General features: G+C 41.7%; 27 protein-coding genes. 14 read left to right on the top strand and 13 right to left on the bottom strand.

Annotated elements, in window-relative coordinates; all coding sequences use genetic code 11:
- The coding region (locus tag Q0Z55_RS11345) for a TonB-dependent receptor (protein WP_297428661.1) at nucleotides 1-1,037 on the top strand (1,037 nt) is incomplete at its 5' end.
- 29 nt (nucleotides 1,038-1,066) lie between these two features.
- Here Q0Z55_RS11345 and Q0Z55_RS11340 read toward each other — a convergent pair.
- The 3 genes from Q0Z55_RS11340 to Q0Z55_RS11330 form a co-directional block, all read right to left on the bottom strand.
- Nucleotides 1,067-1,552 (bottom strand): GNAT family N-acetyltransferase, encoded by a 486-nt coding sequence (locus Q0Z55_RS11340; protein ID WP_297428667.1) that lies wholly within the window; start codon nucleotides 1,550-1,552, stop codon nucleotides 1,067-1,069.
- Nucleotides 1,553-1,606: 54 nt separating this feature from the next.
- A complete protein-coding gene (locus tag Q0Z55_RS11335) occupies nucleotides 1,607-2,980 on the bottom strand; it encodes an AarF/ABC1/UbiB kinase family protein (RefSeq protein ID WP_297428658.1) in 1,374 nt (457 codons plus the stop codon).
- 127 nt (nucleotides 2,981-3,107) lie between these two features.
- Nucleotides 3,108-3,410, bottom strand: coding sequence for a hypothetical protein (locus Q0Z55_RS11330; RefSeq protein WP_297428655.1), 303 nt, complete (start codon nucleotides 3,408-3,410; stop codon nucleotides 3,108-3,110).
- 124 nt (nucleotides 3,411-3,534) lie between these two features.
- Between Q0Z55_RS11330 and Q0Z55_RS11325 the strand changes: the two genes are divergently transcribed.
- The gene (locus Q0Z55_RS11325) at nucleotides 3,535-3,762 is read left to right on the top strand and encodes a hypothetical protein (RefSeq protein ID WP_297428653.1); all 228 of its coding nucleotides are present in this window, start codon (nucleotides 3,535-3,537) and stop codon (nucleotides 3,760-3,762) included.
- A gap of 31 nt (nucleotides 3,763-3,793) precedes the next feature.
- Here the strand turns inward: Q0Z55_RS11325 and Q0Z55_RS11320 are convergent, their stop codons facing one another.
- The gene (locus tag Q0Z55_RS11320) at nucleotides 3,794-4,765 is read right to left on the bottom strand and encodes an aliphatic sulfonate ABC transporter substrate-binding protein (protein ID WP_297428649.1); all 972 of its coding nucleotides are present in this window, start codon (nucleotides 4,763-4,765) and stop codon (nucleotides 3,794-3,796) included.
- A gap of 406 nt (nucleotides 4,766-5,171) precedes the next feature.
- On the opposite strand from Q0Z55_RS11320, the gene prmB reads away from it, so the two are divergent.
- Together prmB and aroC are read left to right on the top strand one after the other, a co-directional pair.
- Nucleotides 5,172-6,182, top strand: a complete 1,011-nt coding sequence (prmB, locus tag Q0Z55_RS11315) for a 50S ribosomal protein L3 N(5)-glutamine methyltransferase (protein WP_297428646.1) — start codon at nucleotides 5,172-5,174, stop codon at nucleotides 6,180-6,182.
- A 14-nt stretch (nucleotides 6,183-6,196) separates the two neighbouring features.
- A complete protein-coding gene (gene aroC, locus Q0Z55_RS11310) occupies nucleotides 6,197-7,282 on the top strand; it encodes a chorismate synthase (RefSeq protein ID WP_297428643.1) in 1,086 nt (361 codons plus the stop codon).
- 58 nt (nucleotides 7,283-7,340) lie between these two features.
- Here aroC and Q0Z55_RS11305 read toward each other — a convergent pair whose 3' ends face one another.
- The 4 genes from Q0Z55_RS11305 to Q0Z55_RS11290 all read right to left on the bottom strand — a co-directional run bounded on the left by Q0Z55_RS11305 (nucleotide 7,341) and on the right by Q0Z55_RS11290 (nucleotide 9,670).
- Nucleotides 7,341-7,622, bottom strand: coding sequence for a hypothetical protein (locus tag Q0Z55_RS11305; RefSeq protein WP_297428641.1), 282 nt, complete (start codon nucleotides 7,620-7,622; stop codon nucleotides 7,341-7,343).
- Nucleotides 7,623-7,702: 80 nt separating this feature from the next.
- Complete coding sequence (locus Q0Z55_RS11300; RefSeq protein WP_297428638.1) at nucleotides 7,703-8,326, bottom strand: OB-fold-containig protein; 624 nt, start codon at nucleotides 8,324-8,326, stop codon at nucleotides 7,703-7,705.
- A gap of 10 nt (nucleotides 8,327-8,336) precedes the next feature.
- The gene (locus tag Q0Z55_RS11295) at nucleotides 8,337-8,651 is read right to left on the bottom strand and encodes a Rieske (2Fe-2S) protein (RefSeq protein ID WP_297428664.1); all 315 of its coding nucleotides are present in this window, start codon (nucleotides 8,649-8,651) and stop codon (nucleotides 8,337-8,339) included.
- A gap of 14 nt (nucleotides 8,652-8,665) precedes the next feature.
- The gene (locus Q0Z55_RS11290) at nucleotides 8,666-9,670 is read right to left on the bottom strand and encodes an adenosine kinase (protein ID WP_297428635.1); all 1,005 of its coding nucleotides are present in this window, start codon (nucleotides 9,668-9,670) and stop codon (nucleotides 8,666-8,668) included.
- A gap of 235 nt (nucleotides 9,671-9,905) precedes the next feature.
- Here Q0Z55_RS11290 and Q0Z55_RS11285 point away from each other — a divergent pair, with 235 nt between their 5' ends.
- Together Q0Z55_RS11285 and Q0Z55_RS11280 are read left to right on the top strand one after the other, a co-directional pair.
- Nucleotides 9,906-12,845, top strand: a complete 2,940-nt coding sequence (locus Q0Z55_RS11285; RefSeq protein ID WP_297428631.1) for an insulinase family protein — start codon at nucleotides 9,906-9,908, stop codon at nucleotides 12,843-12,845.
- A 19-nt stretch (nucleotides 12,846-12,864) separates the two neighbouring features.
- Nucleotides 12,865-13,971, top strand: a complete 1,107-nt coding sequence (locus Q0Z55_RS11280; protein ID WP_297428628.1) for a phospholipase A — start codon at nucleotides 12,865-12,867, stop codon at nucleotides 13,969-13,971.
- A 39-nt stretch (nucleotides 13,972-14,010) separates the two neighbouring features.
- Here the strand turns inward: Q0Z55_RS11280 and ilvA are convergent, their stop codons facing one another.
- Nucleotides 14,011-15,549, bottom strand: a complete 1,539-nt coding sequence (gene ilvA, locus Q0Z55_RS11275) for a threonine ammonia-lyase, biosynthetic (protein WP_297428625.1) — start codon at nucleotides 15,547-15,549, stop codon at nucleotides 14,011-14,013.
- Nucleotides 15,550-15,656: 107 nt separating this feature from the next.
- On the opposite strand from ilvA, the gene rpiA reads away from it, so the two are divergent.
- The 7 genes from rpiA (at nucleotide 15,657) to Q0Z55_RS11240 (ending at nucleotide 22,199) form a co-directional block, all read left to right on the top strand.
- Entirely contained in the window at nucleotides 15,657-16,328 is a 672-nt protein-coding gene (gene rpiA, locus Q0Z55_RS11270; protein ID WP_297428622.1) for a ribose-5-phosphate isomerase RpiA, read from the top strand.
- Between the two features lie 55 nt (nucleotides 16,329-16,383).
- The gene (locus Q0Z55_RS11265) at nucleotides 16,384-17,025 is read left to right on the top strand and encodes a SprT family zinc-dependent metalloprotease (protein ID WP_297428619.1); all 642 of its coding nucleotides are present in this window, start codon (nucleotides 16,384-16,386) and stop codon (nucleotides 17,023-17,025) included.
- A gap of 170 nt (nucleotides 17,026-17,195) precedes the next feature.
- Nucleotides 17,196-18,248, top strand: coding sequence for an N-acetyl-gamma-glutamyl-phosphate reductase (argC, locus tag Q0Z55_RS11260; RefSeq protein WP_297428616.1), 1,053 nt, complete (start codon nucleotides 17,196-17,198; stop codon nucleotides 18,246-18,248).
- A gap of 80 nt (nucleotides 18,249-18,328) precedes the next feature.
- A complete protein-coding gene (locus Q0Z55_RS11255) occupies nucleotides 18,329-19,060 on the top strand; it encodes a DUF6776 family protein (protein ID WP_297428613.1) in 732 nt (243 codons plus the stop codon).
- A 17-nt stretch (nucleotides 19,061-19,077) separates the two neighbouring features.
- A complete protein-coding gene (gene clpS, locus Q0Z55_RS11250; RefSeq protein WP_297428610.1) occupies nucleotides 19,078-19,494 on the top strand; it encodes an ATP-dependent Clp protease adapter ClpS in 417 nt (138 codons plus the stop codon).
- A 9-nt stretch (nucleotides 19,495-19,503) separates the two neighbouring features.
- Entirely contained in the window at nucleotides 19,504-21,780 is a 2,277-nt protein-coding gene (gene clpA, locus Q0Z55_RS11245) for an ATP-dependent Clp protease ATP-binding subunit ClpA (RefSeq protein ID WP_297428607.1), read from the top strand.
- Nucleotides 21,781-21,845: 65 nt separating this feature from the next.
- Nucleotides 21,846-22,199: a YnfA family protein gene (locus Q0Z55_RS11240; protein ID WP_297428604.1), complete on the top strand. Its 354-nt coding sequence runs from the start codon at nucleotides 21,846-21,848 to the stop codon at nucleotides 22,197-22,199.
- Here the strand turns inward: Q0Z55_RS11240 and Q0Z55_RS11235 are convergent.
- The 4 genes from Q0Z55_RS11235 to Q0Z55_RS11220 all read right to left on the bottom strand — a co-directional run bounded on the left by Q0Z55_RS11235 (nucleotide 22,196) and on the right by Q0Z55_RS11220 (nucleotide 25,067).
- Nucleotides 22,196-22,663: a hypothetical protein gene (locus Q0Z55_RS11235; RefSeq protein WP_297428602.1), complete on the bottom strand. Its 468-nt coding sequence runs from the start codon at nucleotides 22,661-22,663 to the stop codon at nucleotides 22,196-22,198. The genes Q0Z55_RS11240 and Q0Z55_RS11235 overlap by 4 nt on opposite strands.
- 94 nt (nucleotides 22,664-22,757) lie before the next feature.
- Entirely contained in the window at nucleotides 22,758-23,678 is a 921-nt protein-coding gene (argF, locus tag Q0Z55_RS11230; protein ID WP_297428599.1) for an ornithine carbamoyltransferase, read from the bottom strand.
- 116 nt (nucleotides 23,679-23,794) lie between these two features.
- Nucleotides 23,795-24,454, bottom strand: a complete 660-nt coding sequence (locus Q0Z55_RS11225) for a TetR/AcrR family transcriptional regulator (RefSeq protein WP_297428596.1) — start codon at nucleotides 24,452-24,454, stop codon at nucleotides 23,795-23,797.
- A gap of 109 nt (nucleotides 24,455-24,563) precedes the next feature.
- Nucleotides 24,564-25,067: a CinA family protein gene (locus tag Q0Z55_RS11220; protein ID WP_297428593.1), complete on the bottom strand. Its 504-nt coding sequence runs from the start codon at nucleotides 25,065-25,067 to the stop codon at nucleotides 24,564-24,566.
- A 219-nt stretch (nucleotides 25,068-25,286) separates the two neighbouring features.
- Between Q0Z55_RS11220 and Q0Z55_RS11215 the strand changes: the two genes are divergently transcribed.
- Nucleotides 25,287-25,490 (top strand): hypothetical protein, encoded by a 204-nt coding sequence (locus Q0Z55_RS11215; protein ID WP_297428591.1) that lies wholly within the window; start codon nucleotides 25,287-25,289, stop codon nucleotides 25,488-25,490.
- Nucleotides 25,491-25,508: the final 18 nt, after the last annotated feature.

The raw sequence follows: 25,508 nt of genomic DNA, 5'->3' as shown, positions 1-25,508 counted from the left end.
CATTTTGTCTTGAGAACCAATATGTTACAAAAACAGGGCTTTTTTTCTACTCTTTTTTTATATCGAACTCAGGTTATCGTATTGAAAATAGCGGCAGTTTTAGCCAAACCTCACCAACACTCGGTTTTCGTTTAGCACCCAATAATAGCCTGATGCTGCGTGGCTCATACAGTAAAGGCTTTATTGTGCCTACCGCAGCACAACTGTCAGATCAAGAATTATCCAGTACACAAAGCCAAGTGATTGATCCACTCCATCATCAAGCGGTTGATCTGTATACCACAGCGGGTGGTAATCCAGATTTAAGCCCAGAAACTGCCACCAGTTTTGGGGCAGGTGTCGTGATCACCCCACAAGCATGGCCGGGCTTACGTTGGAGTATTGACTACTTTAATATTGAAAAAGATAACAACATTACAAGCTTAGGTGCGCAGGCAATTTTAGATGCCAATGCCCAAGATGGCAGTTATGCTGATCGAGTGATTCGTGATGCCCATGGCAATTTACAAACTGTGATCACCACACCCTTTAATGCCTTATGGTTAAAAACCAGTGGTATTGATACGCAAATTTCATATGACATGAGCACGTCGTTGGGCGAGCTGAATTTAACCGCTGGCTATACATGGACTGAAAAATACAATCAGCAAGAACAATTGGGTAAAGCCGCCACCAGTTATTTAAATGATCCCAATACCGATGCCGGCCCTTTAAAGCATCGCTTGAATGCTTCGGCATTTTTACAAGCCACGCAAGCGTGGGGTTTTGGGTGGGCGATGCAATATTATGGCGAATATGATCTAAAAAATGAAACGGCCATTTTATTACAAGGCCAAGATACCGTACAGGCGCAGATGTATCATGATATTTACGCACGTTACGCGACAAATTTGGGCAAATACGGTTCGCCTGAGTTAAGTTTTGGGATTAAAAACCTATTTGGTGAAGCACAAAAAGACATGACCAATACTTACTTAAGCAAATTTTCCGATCCTCGCTTAGAGCAGTATTATGTCAACTTAAAGTTTGCCTTTTAAGCAAATAAGCCCGCAACTGCGGGCTTATTTTACAGTGGTTTAAGCATCCAAATTTCGCAAGCCGCGCTATGACCAGTATTGCCAAGCGGTGCCTCTAAATACTCAAAGCCAACACCTTCATACAAATGCACTGCTTCTTTTAAACATGCTGTGGTTTCTAAATAGATACCTTTTACGCCGTGGTTTTTTGCAAAATCAAAGGCGTGTTGTAAAATTTGTTTAGCCAGACCGTGTCCACGAATTTCGGATAAAAAATACATTTTCTGTATTTCTAAGATATCTGGCGCACCTTGTAATGGTGCAATACCACCACCGCCAAAAATGCGACCTTGCGCATCAGTTACCACCCAGTATTGACACAGAGGCGCTTGATACACAGCAGATAAATGATCCAAGATTGGGTCTGCTACAGCAAAGCCTGACTCAGGCGCTAAACCATATTCTTGCGAGACTTGACGAATAATTGCGGCTAAAGCAGCATCATCTTGGGTTTGTATAGGACGAAGAAAATACATCATACTACTCATAAAAAAAGAGATGCTGAGCATCTCTTGATGATTTAAACACTTTTAAACATATTTTTGAATCATGCCATGCACATTGGTTTTGGCTTCAATGACAGTCATAAAAGTATAAGCCCCAATGAATTTGCGGCTAATAAACATAAACTCTTTAGGTGGCACACTAAAATAACGCGATGCCATAGATTTAGATGCCTGCTGCATCACCCGACTATGTAATTGGCTTTTTTTCCAATCATAGCGGTTATCCATCTGCATGACCCCTTCAGGAATTTGTTTGTTATTGTCAAAGCTGCTAAATGCTTCTGTTGCCAATAAAAATACTTTTGCCATATCGGGTTTTAAATTTTCAGGAATGGCATCAAAAAAGTCATAACCGCGCATGGCATTGACCATGGCCATCGGGTCATGGTGATAACCCGCTTTAATTAAATTGCGCGCCATACCCAATAAATGCTGGTCAAATTGACGAATCGCACCGAAATCGAGTAACACAATTTGATCAAGACCTTGTGCGTCTTCTGCTAAACGCACCAAATAATTACCAAAGTTTGGGTCGGTTTGCATTTCGCCCCACTCAAAGATCTCACGGACTGCAATTTCAAGAGAGGCTTCACCTAGTCGGTTACGACGCTCTTGTGGCAAAGATAGCATCACTGGACTATTAATTGGCACACCACGTTCAAAAGTCATACAGAGCACGCGGTTGGTGCAATATTGGTCAATGATTGTGGGTACAATATAACGTGGATCATCTTGCAAACGTGCAGCAAAACGGCGCGTGGTGGCGGCTTCAATATCGTAATTGACTTCACGGTGCATCATGTCACGTACTTCGTCAAACCACTGATCAAATTCACGGGTTTGTGGCACCATGCGGGTCAGTTTAAGCATGTTTTTGAACAAGCTCATATCCGAATCAATGGCATCGGCCACACCCGGATATTGTACTTTGAGCACCAATTCTAAACCGTCTGATTTACGTACTGCACGGTGCACTTGAGCAAGGGAAGCCGTGCCTAGCGGTTCACGGTCAATGGTAAGATCATCTAATTGACTGCCCAATTGACTGCGCAGTTGGGTTTTAATCGCAGGCCAATCTAAAGCCACCGTTTGGTTATTTAAGGTATTTAAGGCTTGGGTAATTTCTTCAGGTAAAAAATGCTCGCCATACAGCGCCATCATTTGGCCAATTTTCACAATCGAGCCTTTGAGTTTGCCAATCTCTGCCACTAAATAGTCGGCTTGTTCTTTCATGGCTTGCTTACGTTTTTTTTCTTTTTCTGCTTCACTGGCAAACATTGAGCTGGCACTTGACGCTGCCCAACGTGTTCCCGCCAAGAGCGAAGCCTTGGCGATCGATAAGCGTCGATCCATAGAGGAGGTTTTAAGTTGTTTAAGCTTATCGTGCTGATCTGACATGTAGATTCCTTGAAGAAGCAATGATTCGCAGAAAAAATTGATTATAAAGGATATTAACCTGTCTGAACGTATTAAAAAAGTTCAAATGAAACAAGGCAACATTTAACTGACATAACTTAAAACAAGCTTAACCACGGAAGCGGATTTTTAAGCCTTGTTGAACACGCAGTTGGGTTTTATGTGTTTCAATAAATGCGCTAATTAAGCTGGTGACTTTAGGATGCGAAAAACCCAATGCATAGCCTTGTAATATAATTGCACTTGGCAGATGAAAAAACACATATTTAGCATCTTCAAGGCTTGGTTGTGGCATCACCTCAAGTGTGCTGAGTAACTGCTGTAAAGCAGCTTTTTCGGTAAGTACGTGCGCAGATTGATCTTGCCAATACTGCTCACGCATCGCCATTAAATCGTTATGTTTATAGCTCATAAAGGTGAATTTAAATCGAGATATGGCTTGATATGGGGGATTGCCTTATAAAATCAAGCCATTGTCATCGCTTTGTCAACAACAGGCTCTACAACTAAAACATCATCTTAATGAGGAGAAGAGTATGTCGGATGTGGATGTTAAAAAAATTAACCGTTTGGTTGCCGAATTTGAACAACAAGGTCATAAAGCGCAAACCTTAGAGTTGGGTTATAAAACTTATGCACAATTATTTGCCGATGATCATTTTTTTGCCAAAGTACGCAGTGATCCACAAGATTCACGGCTGAAATTTTATCAAGACATGAAAATTCAATTGCTGCCCAATAAACATGGATTGAATGTGCGTTAAGCAGCCCGTAGGCTGCTGCCTGAGCTTGATGTTAGGGGGTTGCTGAAGAGACAAACTCAGCGACCTTTATGTTTTGAGGGATTAGCTTTTCGGCACTAAAGCGATCGGCAATCTGTTGCTGTGCACGAAGCACATCATGATTGATCGGATATAAAAGCGTGGGTTGCTCACGTTTTTTTACCACAATATCGGCAAGATCAATAGGTACGCCAATCGCTTGGCTATAAAGTTGCACTGCTTTATGGTGATGCTTAACCACCCATTTGGCTGCATCATTGGCCGCAGCAATATATTGCTCGGCTGCCTGTGGATGCTGTTGAATAAATTCAGGATGCGCCATTACAAATGAATAACTGGGTGCAAACGTTTGTGCATCTGTCAGGACGCGAGCCTTGCCATCTTGTAGCGCAACCGATTGAAACGGCTCCCAAATCATCCATGCATCTATACTTTTTTGTTCAAATGCAGCCCGTGCATCGGCAGGGGCTAGCCAAATTGGCTTGATGTCTTGCCATGTTAAGTTGGCCCGTCGTAAAACTTGATCAAGTAAATCATGGGCGCTTGAGCCACGTTGTAAGGCAATACGTTTACCCTTGAGCTGTTGCAGATCTTGAATTGAACTATCTTGATGCACTAATAAGCCTAAACTTTTGGGATAATAATGTTCATAGGCCACATAGAGCAATTTTTTGTTACCTGCTTGTGCAAACAGCGGTGGTGTATTGCCCACTAGGCCAAAATCTACTGAGCCGACCGCAAGTGCTTCTAACAATTGTGGACCAGCAGGAAATTCTTTCCATTCAATATGGGTATGAGGGAAATGTTTTTTGAGTAAAGTCGGGTCAGATTTTAAGGTAATCGCACTTAAAGAAGATTTTTGATAGCCAATCGCCAAATGATCTAAATTTGCTACTTTTTGAGTTGTTGATGAGCCTTGCCAGTTACAGCCAGTTAAACCCAAAGTGGTAATGGCAGCCAGCAACAGCGTTCGAATATAAAACATGTGATCCCTTTTAAATAAAATCAATCAATAAACACAGCTTGGCTTAACCAAGCTAAAGCCGATGGTTTGCATAATGCGTATGGGATCAAGATAAAATGCTTTTGCAGCGACTGCTTGAGGATTTACAGATAACGACAGATAATAAAATGCTATGCTGAGTTAAGTGTTTGAATGTCTAGTATTTAAGCTTTTTATCCATGCATATGAATTTTTTAGCTGTTGATTGGATTGCGGTTTAAAACTAAAGCCACATCAAAGACACCGTGCCTCGCTTTTATAAAAGAAGACATACGCGTTAAAAAGCTCATCGTATACACTTGGATTTTTTGTTTACAGATGGGCGAAAAAGCCACTAAAACAAGGTATCATAGAGCGTTTTAAAAAATTAACCTTGGAGAAACCTTAAGTGGATCGACCGACAATTAGCCCTGAACATTTGCAGGAAGCCGCTGAAACACTTGTCACTATTCGTGATTTTATTCGTTTTGGTGTCACAGCATTACGTCAATACGATGCGCATTTAGGTCAAGGTACAGAAGATTATTTTGCTGAAAGTTCAGCTTTGGTATTACAAACGCTTTCATTAGATTGGAAAGCCGATGCAGAAATTTTAGATGCCAAATTACTTGCCAGTGAAAAAGCTGAATTTTTAAGTTTACTCGAGCGCCGTATTAATGAACGTGTGCCAACTTCTTATTTGCTCAACTTATCTTATTTCTTTGGCAAACCATTTTACGTCGATGAACGTGTTTTAATTCCACGTTCACCGATTGCAGAATTAATTGAAAACCGTTTTGCACCGTATTGCTTAGGCGAAAACGGTCAAATGGGCGAAGCGCTGAATAACTTACCAAGCAACCCGCAACCAAAAACACCACAACGTATTTTAGATATGTGCACAGGTTCAGGTTGTATCGCAATTGCTTTGGCCTATGCCTTCCCTGATTCAGAAGTCGATGCGACAGACTTGTCAAAAGATGCACTTGAAGTGGCTTCAATCAACGCAGAACACCACAACAAGCAATATCAAATTGCATTAATGGAATCGGATTTATTTGCCAAGATTCCTGCTGAAAATCAATATGATTTGATTGTGTCTAACCCGCCGTATGTAGATGCAGAAGACATGGCGGATTTACCGGATGAATTCCACCATGAGCCAGAAATGGCGTTGGCTGCAGGTCAAGACGGTTTGGATTTGGTGCGTAAAATGTTAGCGCAAGCAACAGATTACTTAACTGAAGATGGTTTAATTGTGATTGAAGTGGGCAACTCAGAATGGGCTATGCGCCAAAACTTCAATACCGTTGATTTCCATTGGTTACAATTTCAAAAAGGTGGCACAGGGATTTTTGCGCTTACTGCAGCGCAATGCCGTGAGTACCGTGATCTATTTATTCAATCTGTTCAAGCATAAAGGAGTCGTTGAACATGGCAGGTAATAGTATTGGACAACTGTTCCGTGTAACGACTTGCGGTGAATCGCATGGTGTAGGCCTGATGGCGATTGTCGATGGCGTGCCACCGGGGATTGAATTGTCTGCTGCTGACTTACAGCAAGATTTAGACCGTCGTAAGCCGGGCACCTCTAAGTTTGCCACCCAACGTAAAGAACCCGATGAAGTTGAAATTATCTCAGGCGTGTTTGAAGGCAAAACCACAGGTACATCGATTGGTTTATTGATCCGTAATACCGACCAAAAATCAAAAGATTACGGCAATATTGCGCAAACTTTCCGTCCTAATCATGCCGACTACACCTACACGCATAAATACGGTTTCCGTGATTATCGTGGTGGCGGTCGTTCAAGTGCGCGTGAAACGGCAATGCGTGTTGCTGCCGGTGCGATTGCAAAGAAATATTTAAGCGAAAAGTTTGGTATTTTAATTCGTGGCCATGTCACGCAAATTGGCACGGAAAAAGCTAACACATTGGATTGGAATGAAGTAGCGAATAACCCATTTTTCTGTGGTGATGTGGATGCTGTGCCACGTTTTGAAGCTTTGGTGACCAGTTTACGTGAGCAAGGCACAAGTTGTGGTGCAAAACTTGAAATTATTGCGCAAAATGTCCCTGTAGGTTGGGGTGAGCCAGTCTTTGATCGTTTGGATGCTGATATCGCGCATGCCATGATGTCAATTAATGCGGTAAAAGGCGTTGAAATTGGTGATGGTTTTGGCGTGGCAGAGCAATTTGGGCATGAAACCCGTGATGAGCTGACCAGTCATGGTTTCTTAGCCAATCATGCGGGTGGTATTTTAGGCGGTATTTCAAGTGGTCAAGACATTCGTGTTGCGATTGCTTTAAAACCAACAGCCTCAATTACCACAGCGGGTAAAACCATTAATCTTGATCGTGAAGATACTGATGTATTGACCAAAGGTCGTCATGATCCATGTGTGGGTGTACGCGCAACCCCAATTGCAGAAGCGATGCTTGCAATTGTGCTGATGGATCATTTTATGCGTCATCGTGCGCAAAATGCCGATGTTGTGGCACCGTTTGAACCGATCTAACGTCTTTATTTAATGCTAGAAATAAAAAAATCCAGATCAAGTGTCTGGATTTTTTTGTTTAAGCCTGAGTACGTAATTTTTGTACTTGGCTTAAAATCACCTCTTTATTTTCTAAAATTTTGCTTACAATGACATCACTAGGCAATAACGCTGTAATGTTCTGTGGCAACATGCCATACGCTTGGTTGACCAAGGCCCTTAATTCATTTTCTTGATTGAGTTTATCTTCAGCCACTTTGACAAGTTGCTGTGCCACCAAGCTTTGAATCTGTTGACCGTGTTGTTGCCATAAGGCATCTACACCTAAATCAGTAACACTTTTCAATAATTGACCGAACATCTTTATGCTCTATAACGTAAAGTTGTAGTCTAATTAAAATTCATGTGAAAAGTAGGGTTTAATAGTATGTTTGGCGAAAATTAAGACACATTGTGTGGTCTGCTGATCGTTAATAAGGGTTTCGAGGGGGCAATTTTTTTAGCCACATAGTGACCACGTTTCATGCGGATTAAAATCACTTGGCTTTCTTGTTCTAATTCGCCAAATTCAGGTTCTACCTTGACCACATGTAAGCGCCCCCCTTGATCACGAACGCGTGCTTGTGCGGGGAAACTTGGACGTGATTTTTCACTTAAGGTGGCTAAGCGACCCAGTAAATCAGGTTCTAATAAATGCGGTTGTGGCGGTAGGACTTGATCCAAACAATGAATCATAAAAGCGGTAAAAAATATCGCCAAAATCAGCGCAGGGAATACCACATAATAAAAAGCGGCAAAACTATTTTGCTGAGAATAAATGGCAAACTGTAACGCATAGCCTGCACAGCTAAAATTCATCAGTAAAAAAACCACAATCAGCAGTTTAGAAAATTTGACATCTAACAAAGGGGCATTGCGGAGTTGCTGAGGAATACAGCGTTGTAGCCAGACACTTGGCGGGGCTTTAACATAATAGCCCATCAATTCAAGCACGCTTAAGCTAGACAGCATCACCAAACTTAAATGAAAAGGCATTAAGTCTAAGTTCGACAATAGCTCAAGCATGCTCATCACCTTAAGCGTCTAGCGCAAGATAAATCCCGCCATCAGAATGTACGCTAATCACGACTTTTTCTAAGGCTTGACCTTGGCAAGGACCTGACACGCATTCACCACTTTCCACTAAAAACAGTGCGCCGTGGGTGGAACATTCAATATATTCTTGCTCACGGTCTAGAAATTGGTTTTCTAAAAATTCAAGTTCTACTTGCAAGTGCGGGCATAGATTTTGATACGCAAAAAAACTGCCATCACGTTGTGTGATAAAAATTTTGTCGCCGTTGTCTAAATCAAAAGCGCGCGCTTCGCGTTCTGGAATATCTTCGGTCATGCAAATCTTTTGCATTAGGCAGGGTCCTGTTGCAGTGTGTGAAGAAGTTGAGCGTAATCTGTTAAAGCTAAACGTGGTCCAAATTGTGATACCACTTGACTTGAAACTAAAATAGCCAATTCTGCTGCAGTTTGTAAACCTAAATCAGCATTTAAGGCATAAAGAAATGCACCAGCAAAGGCATCGCCTGCGCCATTGGCATCTACGGCAAGCACTTGACGACCTGCAACATTAAATTGCTCATCTTGGGTCGCAATCAAGGCACCTTTTTCACTTAAAGTGATCACCACCATGTGGCTTTTTAAACGTAAAGCTGCAAGTGCTGCCTCAAGGTTGTCGGTGTGAGTGTACATTAAAGCTTCTTGTTCATTACAGAACAAAAGGTCTACGCCGTCATCAAGTAATTCATCTAAACCTTGGCGTGCATATTGCACCATGGCAGGATCAGATAAGGTTAACGCAATTTTAACACCATTGGCTCTGGCAATCGTGCGGGCTTGTTGAACTGCCACACGTGCTGTATCACTGGTCGACAGATAACCTTCAATATACAACCATTGTGCTGTTTCAAGCGCGGTAAAATCAATTTGCTGTGCAGATAATTCAGCGGTGATGCCTAAATAAGTGTGCATGGTACGTTCAGAATCAGGGCTGACCAACACCATACAGGTACCAGTGACGCCATCGCTGACTGATTTTTGTGTGGTTTGAATGCCCGCTTCGCTTAAACCGTCTAAGTAAATGCGACCTAAATCATCATTACCCACGCGGCAGCCATAAAATGCTGTACCACCCAACGCTGCAAAGGCAACCGTGGTATTGGCTGCTGAACCGCCGGCTGCTTGACCTTTGTAAGTTTGGCTCGCTTGCAATTTGCGATATAAAGCGGCTTGTGTGTCGCCATCAGTCAATTGCATCGTGCCTTTTTGCAAGTTGTGTTCGACTAAAAACGCATCAGAAACTTTAAATTCTTGGTCAATTAATGCATTGCCAATTGCAAAAAGATCAACAGTTGCCATGTCTTTACATTCACATTTAATAAGAAAAACCGTATTTTACATGATTGTCCAAGCAGGATATAGCGTGCTTGATAAAATTCAAGCCAAGCTTAAACACCGAGTAATTACAGATTGTGAACAAATATTCGACCAATGTTGCTTAATCTTGAGAGAATTGCGCTGATTGAGCTGTGATTTTTGCGCTGAAGTGTCGCTATAATGAAGACCATTTTTTATATATTTTTTTGGAGATCACATGACTGTAGATGTCACTGAAACTCAAACCCCTACTGTACATCCTGCGTTTCAGTTGGTACGTCAACACCATGTTGAAGCCTTAGATATTTTTGTGGCTGAATATCAACATATCGTCACCGGTGCGGTGCATTATCACTTGGCCACCGACCACGACGAAAATGTATTTTTGGTTGCATTTCGTACCCAACCGATGGATTCCAAAGGCGCGGCGCATATTTTAGAGCACACGGCGTTGTGTGGTTCAGAGAAATTTCCGGTACGTGACCCGTTTTTCTTAATGATCCGCCGCTCTTTAAATACCTTTATGAATGCCTTTACCGCAGCAGATTGGACAGCTTATCCATTTGCGACGCAAAATAAAAAAGACTTTCAAAACTTACTTGAAGTGTATTTAGATGCCGCCTTTGCAGCCAATTTAAATCCTTTGGATTTTGCCCAAGAAGGCATTCGCATTGAGCTTGAAAATGGTGAGCCGGTGTACAAAGGCGTGGTATTTAATGAGATGAAAGGTGCGATGAGTTCGCCAACCGATCAGCTTTATCACCAATTGGCACAGCATTTGTTCCCGCAGACCACTTATCACTACAATTCAGGTGGTGATCCTAAAGATATTCCAGATTTAACTTACGACGAATTATTGGCGTTTTACCAATCGCATTATCATCCAAGTAATGCAGTGTTTATGACCTTTGGTAATCAATCGGCCTATGATTTACAAGCGCAATTTGAAACTTTGGCTTTGGCGAAATTTGACAAAGGCGAAACGCTGCATTCAACCCCTGAAACTCGCTTAACAGCACCAATTGAAGTGACTGAAAGCTATACCCTTGATTCAGAAGATTTAACCGACAAGACCTACCATGTCATGTCATGGTTATTGCCACAAGCAAGTGATGTGAAGTTGCGCTTAGGTATGCGCTTAGTTGAGGGGATTTTATTAGAAGATTCGGCATCGCCACTGCGTCATTATTTAGAAACCTGCGGCTATGCACAATCGACAGGTCCTTTAATGGGCGTGGATGATTCTAACTTTGAAATGACCTTTTATTGCGGTATTCAAGGTTCAAACCCTGAACATGCAGAAAGTTTTAAACAAGGCGTGTTGGAGGTGTTAAACGATGTAGCAGCACAACCGGTCAATCAAGATGTCGTGGATGCAATTTTACATCAAATTGAATTACACCAACGTGAAATCAATGGCGACGGTATGCCGTATGGTTTAAGTTTGATTTTAAATGGTTTAAGCAGCGCGATTCATCATAGTGACCCTGTGGTGGTTTGGGATGTAGACAGTGCCATTGCTGCGGTGAAAGAAGAACTTAAAGACCCAATGTGGTTGCCGAATCTGATAAAAACCTATTTGATTGATAACCCGCATCGTGTACAAATGACCTTGGTGCCAGATGCGAATAAATCTAAAGACTTACAAGAAGCAGAAAAAGCGCGTTTAGCTGCCATTGCTGCCAGTTTAACTGAAGCAGAAAAAGCACAGATTATTGCGCAAACTGAAGCTTTAAACCTACGCCAAGACACTCCAGATGATTTAAATTTATTGCCAAAAGTCGGTTTAGCCGATGTACCGGCAGATTTACATATTGTCCAAGGTCAATTGCGTGAAATCATCAGCAATGGTTTAGATACACCGTTAAATCTTTATCATGCAGGCACCAACGGTATTTACTACCAACAAGTATTGGTACAGATTCCGGATGCTGTGGTGCAGTCACCGTACTTTAACTTGTTGTCTATTTTAATGGGTGAAGTCGGCGCAGGTGAGTATGACTATCTTGAACTGCAACAACTGCAAACTGCGGTAAGTGGTGGTTTAGGTATGGGTGCTTCTTTACGTTCTAAAGCCGATGATGCGGGTAAAATCAGCGCATGGTTGACGCTGACCACCAAATCGTTGGTGAATAATTTAAGTGCCATTGGCTTATTAAAATTGGCCTTTGAACAACTACGCTTTGATGAGAAAGACCGTATTATTGAGTTACTGCAACAGCGTAAAACCCGTTGGCAGGCGCGTGTATCAGATGCCGGTCACAGTTATGCCATGCAAATTGCAGGACGTCAGCATAGTGCTTTGGCGCAACGTGATTACCAAAATACAGGTTTAGGTGCATTAAATTGGTTAAGTGATTTAGTTGCCAGCTTAAATGATGAAGCTAGCTACAACAATTTGATTGATGAGCTCAAAGCCATTCATCGCACGTTATTACAAGCACCAAAACAATTTTTATTGGTGTGTGAAGAGCAGCAATCCGACCATTTAGTTGAAGAGATTCAGCAGGTTTGGGATAAAGTGGTCATTGACCGTACCCCAATTGCGTTAAAACAGGAAAAGACCACCGAAGAGAGCAATGATGATCAAGCATGGTTGGTGCAAGCCAATGTACAGTTCTGTGCGGCTGCTTATCCTGTTGTGCCAGTTTCGCATCCTGATGCTGCAGCACTGATGGTGTTGGCAGCATATTTACGTAATGGCTTCTTACATAGTGCAATTCGTGAAAAAGGCGGCGCTTATGGCGGTGGCGCAAGCTACGATGGTAATGCCTGTTCGTTCCGTTTCTATAGCTACCGTGATCCACGTTTAGCAGAAACATTTGCTGATTTTAATGCTTCAATTGATTGGTTATTAAATGCCGCACAACAACCGCATCAAATCGAAGAAGCAATTTTAGGTTTAATTGCCAGTATGGATAAACCAGGTTCACCAGCAGGTGAGGCGATTACGGCATGTTATGCCTTGTTACATGGTCGTCGTCCTGCATTGCGTCGTCAGTTACGTGAGCGATTGCTGAAAGTGACCTTAGATGACCTACAGCGTGTGGCCAAGCAGTATTTAGTTAATCAACGTCCAGATCGCGCCGTGGTTGCACCGATGGCAAAACGTGAGCAATTAAGCGAATTGGGCTTTAAAATTTACCAAGTGAATTAAAACAACAAAGGGAAAATTTATGGGGTATACCGCTTTTGAACGTGCACCACTTGGGCTTGGCATTTTAATGCTAAGCTTGGGTGCTGTAGCCAATGATCAATTGCTCACTACACTACAACCGGCCAGTCCTGCGGCCTGTATAGCCTTGACCTCTAATGCTGAGCGATTAACTTGTTATGATCAAATCTTTAAAGTGACGTCAACACAACAAGCTGATCTTGTGTCTCAAGACAGTGCAGCTGTGAGTTTAACTGAAAAAGTTCTCGATACAGTGATTCCTACAGCCGCAGCGCCAATTCATCCATCACATTCTTTACTCGATCAACGTTGGGAACTTGCAGGTGACAGTAAGTTGGGTACATGGAACTTACGTGAGTATCAACCCATGTATGTATTGCCAGTGTTTAGCACGACCAATACAAATGAACGTCCAACCAGTCCAAATCCTGATAACAGTGTAAAAATGGGGGAAGAACAAAATCTCAACTCCACTGAAGCTAAGTTCCAACTGTCTTTTAAAACCAAGGCAATGGAGAATATCTTAGGGGATAATGGCGATGTTTGGTTAGGCTATACGCAGTCATCACGTTGGCAAGTGTATAACGAAGATGAGTCACGTCCTTTTCGTGAAACCAACTATGAACCTGAGGCGAGTTTAATATTTCGTACCAATTATGAAATTTTTGGTTTAAGCGGACGCTTACTGGGTTTAACCTTCAATCATCAATCCAATGGTCGTTCTGATCCATTTTCGCGTAGTTGGAATCGCGTGATGTTGAATGTTGGCTTAGAACGAGAAAACTTTGCCTTAATGTTACGTCCTTGGTATCGCATTAGTGAGGACAGTAAAGATGATAACAATGCTGATATTGATGACTATGTGGGACGTGGCGATTTAACCGCATTTTATCGTTGGAATGAGCATGATTTTTCTTTAATGCTGCGTCACAGTTTACAAGGTGGGAGTGACTCACACGGTGCGGTGCAATTTGATTGGGCTTTCCCAATCAAAGGAAAATTACGTGGTCATTTTCAATTATTTGATGGTTATGGTGAAAGCCTGATTGACTACAATCACCGTGCAACCTATGCGGGTTTAGGGATTTCCTTGTTAAATTGGTTTTAACTAAAAAACCGCCTATCAGCAGGCGGTTTTTTTTTAATATTATTTTAAGAAGCGCTGATAACCTAAGTTATTGGTCACTTCATCATACGGATAAGTAATGCTTTGTAAAGTTTCAAGCAAACCATCTGGATTTTGTTGTGCATCGCTGGCTTCTAAGCCGACCAAAACACGTCCCTCAGCTGCGCCGTGGTTACGGTAGTGGAACAAGGTAATATTATGCGTTGGACCTAAACGTTCTAAGAAGGTCAGCAAAGCACCCGGACGCTCTGGAAACTCCACTCTAAATAAACGCTCGTTGGCTAAATCGGCATGACCACCAATTAAATAACGAATATGTAATTTCGCCACTTCATCATCAGATAAATCATCAACATTATAATTAAGTTTTAACGCATCATAGATGTCATGACGTTCTTTTTCACCGCCTTTTAAACTAATCCCGACAAAGACTTGTGCGGCAGAAGCACCGCTAGCACGGTAGTTAAACTCGGTAATATTACGACCTTGTAGGGCACGGCAGAAGTTTAAGAAAGCGCCTTTTTCTTCAGGAATAGTGACAGCAAAAATGGCTTCACGGCGCTCACCCAATTCGGTGCGTTCGGCAATATAGCGTAAGCGATCAAAGTTCATGTTGGCGCCACACACAATCGACACCATATTTTTGCCGTGTAAGTTATGTTGTTCTACATACTTTTTAATCCCAGCTAAGGCCATGGCACCAGAAGGTTCAACAATACTACGGCATTCATCATAAGTATCTTTGATGGCAGCACAGATTTCGTCGGTATTCACCAACACCACGTCACGCTCTACAATTGGACCTGAGGCATCTGATTTTTGTAATTGCAGCACTTCAAAAGGTTTTTCGCCAATTTGTGCCACTGCTGTACCATCAGCAAATAAACCTACTTGTGGCAAGATCACACGCTCATTGGCTTCAAATGCTGCTTTTAAACATGCTGATTCTTCGTATTCAACTGGAACGATTTTAACATGCGGTGCAACATCACCTAAATAAGCAGCAACACCTGCAATTAAGCCGCCACCGCCCACCGCCACAAACACATATTCCACATCACGCCATTGACGTAAAATTTCATTGGCAATTGTGCCTTGACCCGCCATGACCAACTCATCGTCATACGGTGGAATAAAGGTCATACCCTCATCTTGAGCACGAGCAATGGCGTATTTGTTGGCCACATCAAATGAGTCGCCGTGTAACACCACATCGCCACCTAAGCGTTTAACCGCCTGAACTTTAATGTCGGGTGTAGTTTTTGGCATGACAATAATGGCACGAATACCCAATTTTTGCCCCGATAACGCCACGCCTTGCGCATGGTTACCAGCCGATGCGGTAATCACACCACGTTCAAGCTGCTGTTTAGACAATTGACTAATACGGTTATAAGCTCCACGCAATTTAAAGGAAAAGACTGGTTGTAAATCTTCACGTTTAAAGCGAATGTTGTTATTGAGCTTCTCACTAATTCGAGGCGCTGCTTCGAGTGGGGTTTCGATTGCAACGTCATAAACGGTTGCCTGTAAAATTTGTCGAACCAAACGAGACAGCATGTTAATCTTCCATCTAACAGTTTAAAATAGGGGCTTATTGTAACAAACCCCTGTCCATTTGCGCTGAAAAATCAGCAACAAAGGTCAAAAATTAGTCGAGTAAAGCCATGAGCCTGTATACCACCCAAGATGAAAAGAAAAAAGCTGCTGCACAAGCTGCGCTAAAACATTTACCCAAAGGCGGTATTTTAGGCGTAGGCACAGGCAGTACAGTCAATTTCTTAATTGAGTTATTACCTCAATTAGAACTTGAAGCTGCAGTATCAAGCTCAGAAGCAACCGCTGAACGCTTACGTAAATTAGGCATTGACGTTGTAGATATGAACTCAGTCGGTCATTTAGATGCTTATGTCGATGGTGCCGATGAAATTGATCAAAACTTACATATGATCAAAGGCGGTGGTGCTGCACTAACACGTGAAAAAATTGTCGCATCAATTGCGAAAAAGTTTGTGTGTATCGTGGATGATTCAAAATGGGTCAATCAACTTGGCGTTGAGTTTGCTTTACCGATTGAAGTGATTCCAATGGCACGCTCGGCTGTGGCACGTAAGATTGTAGCTTTAGGCGGCGACCCTGTGTATCGTCAAGGTGTTGTGACAGATAACGGCAATGTCATTTTAGATGTACATAACCTTAATATCTTAAATGCCTTAGAGCTTGAAAAAACCATTAATGACATTCCGGGTGTGGTGTGTAATGGTATTTTTGCGCTGAACAAAGCCGATATTGCAGTGGTGGCAACCGATAACGGTATCGAAGAACGTACTGCGGTTTAATAAATCAAGCTTTCCCTTGTTGAGCAGAGGAAAGCCCTTTTAAGATCGCTTAAGTATGTTGCCTGATATCCATATTCGCCGCTCTGCACGGGCCAAGCGTTTAACTTTACGTGTTTATCCCGATAAAATTGCGCTGAGTGCTCCTATACAATGCACCCAAAAACAAATTCAAGCCTTTATTGCATCGTCACAGATATGGCTCAAGCAAGCATGGCAAAAACAACAACATCTTCAAACTCAATTGCCCAGCTGCATTCGCCTTTTTAATCAGCCGCAAGCCATTGCTATTGTCTATCAAGCACAAGCCAAACTTTTCATTTTTAAAGACCAACAGTTATACGTAGATCAAGCCCAGCCACAGGCAGCGCTCAAAGCCTTTAGCTTTGCCTATGCCAAGCAACATTTACCGCAATTTTTACACAGTATTAGTCAAGAGATTGGTCTCAATTATCAAAACTGTACCATTCGTCAAGCCAAAACCCGCTGGGGCAGTTGTTCATCTGTGCAAAATATTATGCTCAGTAGTGCTTTGGTATGTTGTGAAGCTAGATTGGTGCGTTATGTCTGTATACATGAACTGTGCCATACCCGTTATATGCATCATGGCGCACAATTTTGGCAATTGGTTGAGCAGTTTGACCCACACTATCAGCTACATCGCCAGCAACTTAAACAACAGCAGCCTTATGTTTTTTAATACACTGAGCGCTACATATTAGGCTGAAAAGTTGCGCTTTTATGATGCCTTTAATATGACATGGCAATTTATTGGATGAAATCAAGACAAAGCCTGCTGAAATGGTTTTGAAAAAATCAAGTTCCTGTCATACTAAGTCTTGATGAAAACCAACGAGATAAATTGAGGTTGTGCACGTGATTACTGTCGGAATTGTAGGTGGTACAGGATATACAGGCGTTGAATTATTACGTCTTTTGTTACGTCATCCGGATGTGCAAGTCACACTGTTAACCTCACGTACCGAAGCCGGTCGCCGTGTGGATGACATGTTCCCAAGCTTACGTGGCCACACCGATCTTTGTTATTCAGATTTAAATATTGAACAATTAAAGCAATGTGATGTGGTGTTTTTTGCAACCCCACATGGCGTTGCAATGAAACATGCTGCAGAACTCGTGGCCTCCAATACCAAAGTGATTGACTTAGCTGCAGATTTTCGTTTGCAAAATCTTGAGCAGTTTGAAAAGTGGTATGGTTTAGAACACGCCTGCCCTGAGATCTTAAAAGATTCGGTATATGGTTTATCAGAGCTAAACCGTGAACAAATCAAGCAAGCCAATGTGATTGGTAATCCGGGCTGCTACCCAACCACAGTACAACTAGGTTTAGCACCCGTCTTAAAAGCACAAGACTTGGTTAAACCTGAAAGTATTATTATTGACGCTAAATCGGGTGTCTCAGGGGCAGGGCGTAAAGCCAGCCTTGGGATGATCTATTCAGAAAATGCTGATAATTTTAAAGCCTATGGTGTATCGGGTCATCGTCATCATCCTGAAATTGTGGAAGCCTTAGAACAGATCTCAGGTCAACGTGGTGTATTCGATCACATTGTATTTGTGCCACATTTAGTGCCAATGATTCGTGGCATGTTAAGCACCATTTACGTCGACTTAACTGAACAAGGTCAAGCGACAGATTTACAAAGCTTATATGAAGCGTTTTATGCCAATGAAGCATTTGTAGACGTGATGCCAGCAGGTAGCTCACCTGAAACACGTTCAGTGCGTGGAGCTAATCAATTACGTATTGCCTTATACCGTCCACAACCGCAAAAACTGATTATTTTGGTTGCTCAAGATAATTTAGTGAAAGGCGCTGCAGGTCAGGCTGTACAAAACATGAACTTAATGTTTGGTTTAACTGAAAGTGCCGGATTAACAGGCATTGGTTTATTACCATAAAACACGTTTTAGCCCTTCACACCCATCTAAAATTCCCGTTAAATGGGTGTGTTTGGCTTTAATTGACCCAAGAGATCAGCATGCAAGACACCGACTCAAATACAACAACACCAAAACCGATGTTACAAGGCAATCTTCCATTGGTGATAGGTGCAGCCATTTTAATGCTGGGTAGTGGTTTTTTAGCCTATTCAGTTGGACATCGCCAAGGTTTAACCGTGACAGGTTATGATGCCGATGCCGAACAATTGGTTGACGTGGTACAAAAACAAAAAGCCAGTTTAGAAGCTTTAAATAAAAGTTTAAATGCAGCGATTCAAGAACGGGATGTAGCCGTCACCAACTCTAATGATTTATACAACGCGTTAAATCAAGCCAAAGCCAATCAGCAACAAGCAGAAGGCATGAATGCCATTTACCGTGAAGTCCTTAAACAGCGTGGTGGCTTAAGCTTAACTATTCAAAACTTAGGCATTAAATCGCTGCCTGAAAATGTGTATGAATATCAGATTGATTTGGTTCAGGTCAGTCCCAATAATCTCCGTGCTGTGGGGAATGTAGAGCTGCGTTTAATTCAAGGCACAGAAGTGCTCAGCGTGCCTTTAGAAGCCACCCAATTTGGTTTTGAACATTTCGAGCGCTTAACTGGACGTTGGACCATGCCAAAAGGCTTTAGCCCACAATTTATTGAAGTTCGTTTGACCGGTTCGACCCCTGTCACCAAGCGTTTTGGTTGGTCACGTGGTCAAGCGATTGAATCTCCCTCTGCGTTTGTCTCAGAGATCCCTCAAGTCGAAGCCAATGCCCAATAACTGTGAATATGAGTCTTATGCGAACTAATCAGCGTCGTTTATGCGTCCATGACATCCAAGCCACCTTTGAACAATCAGGTCTCATTGATTGGCATCTTATGCCACGCTTAGGTGATGGCCCGCAACAAGATGAACACGACGGTGATATTGCAGTACAAACCGCACCACCTGAGCTAAAACGACCGCCTTTGTACATGGTGTTGTTACTCAACGATGATTACACCCCGATGGACTTTGTAATCGAAATTTTACAACAATACTTTGCAATGAACCTTGACCAAGCAACACAAGTAATGCTAACAGTACATTATGAAGGAAAAGGTGTAGCTGGGGTCTATCCGCGAGACATTGCAGAAACCAAAGCCAACCAAGTCAATAATTACGCTAGAGCTCAAGGACACCCATTATTGTGTCAAATTGAGCCAAAAAGTTAAGGGGGTTGCATGCTCAGTCGTCAATTAGAAGTATCACTACGCTTAGCTGTTAGCATGGCTCGTCAAAAACGCCACGAGTTCCTAACGGTTGAACATTTATTATTGGCCTTACTGGATAACGATTCTGCGGTTACTGCGTTAAAAGCCTGCGGTGCTGACATTATTGTGCTCCGTAAAGAATTAGAAGAATATATCGAGCAGCATACGCCAAAATTGGGTGAACACGCCGAGCAAGCGCCACATCCAACAGAAAGTTTTGACCGCATTTTACAGCGTGCTATTTTCCATGTGCAGTCAAGCGGTGGTGACCGTACTGTAGAGGGCGCTGATATTTTAGTGGCGATGTATTCAGAGCGTGATGCCTTTGCAGTGTATTTACTCAAACGTCATCAAATTAACCGTCTGACCTTAACCCAATACCTCTCACATGGTGCGCGTAAAGAAGAAGCACAACCTGAAGAAGAAACAGAAGAAGTCGAAGGTGACAGCAGCAGTGCTGCCAATGCAGGTCCACTCGAGCTATATGCCACCAACTTGAACATTGAGGCACAAAAGGGCAAAACCGATCCTTTAATTGGCCGTGAAAAAGAAATTGAACGTGCCGCGCAAATTTTATGTCGTCGTCGTAAAAATAACCCGCTATTGGTGGGTGATCCAGGTGTAGGTAAAACCTCAATTGCTGAAGGTTTAGCATGGCTGATTGTCAATGGTAAAGCACCTAAACCACTGGCCAATGCTGAAATTTATAGCCTGGATATTGGTGCTTTAGTGGCAGGTACTAAGTACCGTGGTGATTTTGAAAAACGCTTAAAACAATTGCTCAATGCATTGAAGAAAAAACCTGAGGCAATATTATTTATTGACGAAATTCACATGATTATTGGGGCAGGCTCAAGCATGGGCAGCACCATGGATGCATCAAATTTAATTAAGCCAGCATTGTCTAATGGGACTTTACGTTGCATTGGTTCAACGACTTTCCAAGAGTATCGTCAGGTGTTTGAAAAAGACCATGCACTTGCGCGTCGTTTCCAAAAAATTGATGTCAATGAACCTTCTATTAATGAAACCATTGATATTTTACGCGGTTTAAAGTCTAAGTTTGAAGATTTTCATCATGTGCAATACGACGATGCAGCTTTAATTGCAGCGGTTGAATTGTCAGCGAAATTTATTAACGATCGTTTTTTACCTGATAAAGCCATTGATGTGATTGATGAGGCCGGTGCACAGCGTCGTTTAAAAGCCGAACAAGATGACACGGTAATTAGCGTAGAAAATATCGAAGATATTGTCTCTAAAATTGCTCGTATTCCACCTAAAACAGTGTCTAAAGATGACAAAACTGTACTTAGTCACTTGGAGCGCGATTTAAAACGTGTGGTGTTTGGTCAAGATGAAGCCATTGAAGCACTTGCATCGGCCATTAAATTGTCTCGTGCAGGGCTAAAATCACCAGATAAACCCGTAGGTAGCTTTGTTTTTGCAGGCCCAACCGGTGTGGGTAAAACCGAAGTCACCAAGCAATTGGCGAAATTATTAGGTGTAGAGCTGGTACGTTTTGATATGTCTGAGTATATGGAACGTCATGCGGTATCGCGTTTAATTGGTGCACCTCCGGGCTATGTGGGTTTTGACCAAGGTGGTTTGCTCACCGACGCAATTCATAAAAATCCGCATTGTGTTTTGTTGTTAGATGAAATTGAAAAAGCGCATCCAGATGTCTTTAACTTGCTCTTACAAATTATGGATCATGGTTCACTGACTGATAACAATGGTCGTAAATCTGATTTCCGTAATGTAGTCTTGGTATTAACCACAAACGTGGGTGCTGAGAGTATTTCACGCACCAGCATTGGTTTTGTAGAGCAAGACAACAGTAAAGACAATACCGATGCCATGAAAAAAGCATTCTCGCCTGAATTCCGTAACCGTTTAGACAGCGTCATTCAATTCCAAGCACTGCCAACCACAGTGATCGAAAGTGTAGTGGATAAATTCTTAACTGAGTTACAAGCACAGCTAGACGATAAACGCGTAGTACTCGATGTCGACCAAGATGCACGTGAATGGATGGTCGAAAACGGCTATGATCGCTTAATGGGTGCACGTCCAATGCAACGCTTAATTCAAGAGCATTTGAAAAAACCATTGGCTGAAATGATCTTGTTTGGTGAGCTAGCTGATCATGGTGGTAATGTTGCAGTTTCAGTGAAAAAAGAAAACGGTAAGGCTGTGGGTCTTAAACTTGAAGTGTTTGAAGACCAAACAGCAGAACCAGCGTAATCAATTGTGTAATGAATTAACCCATGTTCGCATGGGTTTTTTTATGCACACAAATAGAAGATGTTATGGATATTCAGATTGGTAAATTATTAAGTACATTAGGACTATTTTTTGTCACAGCGGTGATGGAAATTTTAGGTTGCTATTTCCCTTATTTGATTTTAAAACAAAATAAATCGCAATGGCTGTGGTTACCTACGGCATTGGCACTCATCGCCTTTGTGTGGTTATTGACCCTACATCCGGCAGCCTCAGGGCGTATCTACGCCGCTTATGGTGGGATTTATATTGCTACAGCCCTGATGTGGTTAAAGTACATTGATGGTGTAAGCTTAAGCCGTTGGGATATTTTAGGCGGCTTAGTGGTGATTGCTGGTGCCTTAGTGATTATTTTGCAGCCCCAAGGCTTGGTGCGTTAAAGGGCGCAGTCTTCACGTTGTAGCTCAACCTGATATTGCTGTTGTTGCGAACTTAAATTTAGTACCACTCGGTATGGATTAACGCGCTGATATTCATGTTCAAAGAAAATATCGCAGTTTTGACTTAAGTTACGTTGAATGAACTCATGTACCTCTTTAGGCCCCAAATCACGTTCAAATTGGGCAAAATCAGGTGTCACAATCAGCCCTTTCAGCTCAGTCATATCACTTTTAAGTTTTAACTGTTCAATCACAGTATTTTGATCAATCTGTAAAGGCAAAGTGCGTGAATCTTCGGCACTTAATACATTTAAAAGCGCATTGAGCTGTGTACTGTCTTTGATTTTAAAGTTTTGATCAAGAATCTGTTGTTGTTGTAAATATTGATCAAACTCAGTGGCCAGAGCAGGCAAGGTTACAAATAAACTTAGGCTTAAAATAAGGGATTTTTTCAAAAAATGCATGACATCACCAAGGCAAGGGGCTTATGGCATTATGCCTTAAAAAATAAAAAAAGCATCCAACTGGATGCTTTTTTATACATAACTTAAGTCTTGCTTAGTCTTTTTTTAAGTTCTCATTAAGTAAAAACTCAACCAAGGCTTTTTGTGCATGTAAACGGTTTTCTGCTTCATCCCACACCACAGCATTTTTGTGATCGAGCATATTCTCAGAAATTTCTTCACCACGATGCGCAGGTAAGCAATGCATAAATAAGCAGTCGGCATGGGCAAGATCCATGAGACGCTCATTGACTTGATAATCAGCAAAAGCTTTTTCACGGATTTTTTGCTCTTCTTCTTGACCCATGCTGGCCCATACATCAGTCACGATCAAATCTGCATTGACCGCAGCATCTTCAGCCGAGCCGACCAATTCAACACAATGTGCAAATTCATTTAAGAACTTTTCTTGTGGCTCATAACCTTTTGGCGCTGCAATTTTAAGGTTAAAGCCCCACATATGTGCAGCTTCAATATATGAATTACACATATTGTTGCCATCACCAATCCAAGCCACCGTTTTACCTTCAATTGAACCACGATGTTCTACGTAGGTTTGAACATCGGCTAACAATTGGCAAGGGTGATGATCATCAGTTAAGGCATTGATAACAGGCACGGTAGAATAAGATGCAAAGCGCTCTACAATGTCATGACCAAAGGTACGAATCATCACAATATCAAGCATGCTTGAAATAACCCGTGCTGAATCTTCAATTGGCTCACCACGACCCAATTGTGTGTCGCGTGATGACAAGAAAATTGCACTGCCGCCAAACTGGCTCATGCCTGCTTCAAACGAAACGCGGGTACGTGTGCTCGATTTTTCAAAAATCATGCCCATGACTTTGCCGGTAAACGGTTGGAACACTTGGTTATTATGCTGCATACGCTTAAGTTCGATACCGCGTTGCACAATTTGGTTCAATTCTAAAGTCGATAAGTCGCGTAAAGTTAAAAAGTGACGTAGAGCCATGCGTTACTCCACAATAATTGCTTAGTTTCCAAGGAAACAACAATTAGTTGTTGGTTGGTTAAACGAAAAATAGGGAATCGATTAATATACTATATGCAGATGAAATTGCAAAAAAACTAGACCTTTTGATGACCGCCTAGGAACACATCAACGCAATAATTGATGTAATTGATGGTTTCTTGATCAATTTCTGCATCATTATGCGGTACAGGAAGATTGAGCAACACCCGCCATTCTAAATTTCTTAAAATACCAAAGTACATTTGAGCAGAATAAATTGGATTTGGACAAACAATTAAGCCACGGTCATGCGCAATTTGTAAGGCTTGGGCCAAACTGTGCTGAATTTCTTTCGGTCCTTGTTCATGAATATACACCGCAAGTTCAATGTTACGTTGACTTTGTTCTAAAATTAAACGTAAAAAAGCGGCATTTTCAGGCTGAATAATATGCTGATAGAAGCGAATTAAGGTATCAATCAAATAATGCTTTAAGTTTTGATCTGCTTGAGTAAACGGTAGGCTAATATCTTTGAAAAATTGCTCACGTCGATAATCACAAATGGCTGTGAACAAACCCTCTTTGTTGCCAAAATACTTATAGATCGAGGCTTTGGAACCACCAGCATGATTAACAATATCATCCAGTGACACAGCATCATAACCTTTTTCTAAAAACAAACGATTGGCACTAAGCAACAAGGCCATACAACGTTCGTGACCACGTTTGGTATGTGGGATATCACGTAAAGGGTCTAGTTGCTCAAAATCAGACATAGGCGTCACAATAACAGGTCAAAAGGCAAAACAAGCAGAAATTTGATCATAGCAAAAAAATCACCTGATTACTGTAGTTTAGCTGCCCCAAGTGCTGTAATACATGCGCTTAAGTCGACTCACATGATGCAAGCAAAATTTCTGGTTGTAAGAGCGCCAGTAATTGTTGGCATACTGCTGAGATTAAGGCATTTAAGCGTAAACTTGGGCTATGTTTAAAGTAATAATGTTGGCTAGTGATTTGACCTTGATAGGAAATACTGACAAAAAATGTACCTTCAGGCTTATCAAATGTTGCAGAACCACCGGGTTTTAATAAACCTGTACAGGCCACAACCACATCGGCTGTGGGGAAAAGCATAGACCCTGCATGTGCCATCTCTTCTGTTACAACTAAAGATTCAGCCGTGTGTTGTTGGATTAAATCTCTTGAAATCTTTAACACATGCTCTTTAACTGATGGGTCATAACAGACTAGGCCACCGAGTAAAATTTTTGCCCCTGAGTTTTTATATAAAGCAAATTGACTGGCCAAATAGCCAGCGCTAGCACTTTCAATAAAAGCGATTGTTAAACCCTGATCTTCTAAATAGTCACAACATTTTTTAAGCATACAGATTTCATCATTGGAATGAATTTTCTTCTAAGATAAGGCAAATTGCATTGTATTTTGAGTTTAAGTCACATAATCATGACAATAAATCTAAAAATAGCCTAAGTAAAACAAATGCTTGGATATAAAAACAAGCAAATCTAAAAAAAAGCACTATCTTCTAGCTAAAGAAACTGTTAGAAATAAAAATAAAGTGCTCAACAAAAGTAGGTCAATCATATGAAAACAATTGTGAAATATGTAGTCTTAAAAAGTAGTGATTACCAATTAGGCACACCACTTTTTCAAGAAGAATTAAATGCAGATGCTTTGTATTTTGATCAAATCCCAAATGTCATCAGTTATCAACATCTACAGTTTAAAGTGGCTTTGTTGCACAAACCTATCTGTAAAGGGTTTTTCAGCGATATAATTTCCAAATGAAGAAGCCTACACACAAAA

The sequence above is a fragment of the uncultured Acinetobacter sp. genome, assembly GCF_947626835.1.
In the GTDB taxonomy this organism is placed as follows: Bacteria; Pseudomonadota; Gammaproteobacteria; order Pseudomonadales; family Moraxellaceae; genus Acinetobacter.
This window is presented reverse-complemented; position numbering and strand designations above follow the sequence as displayed.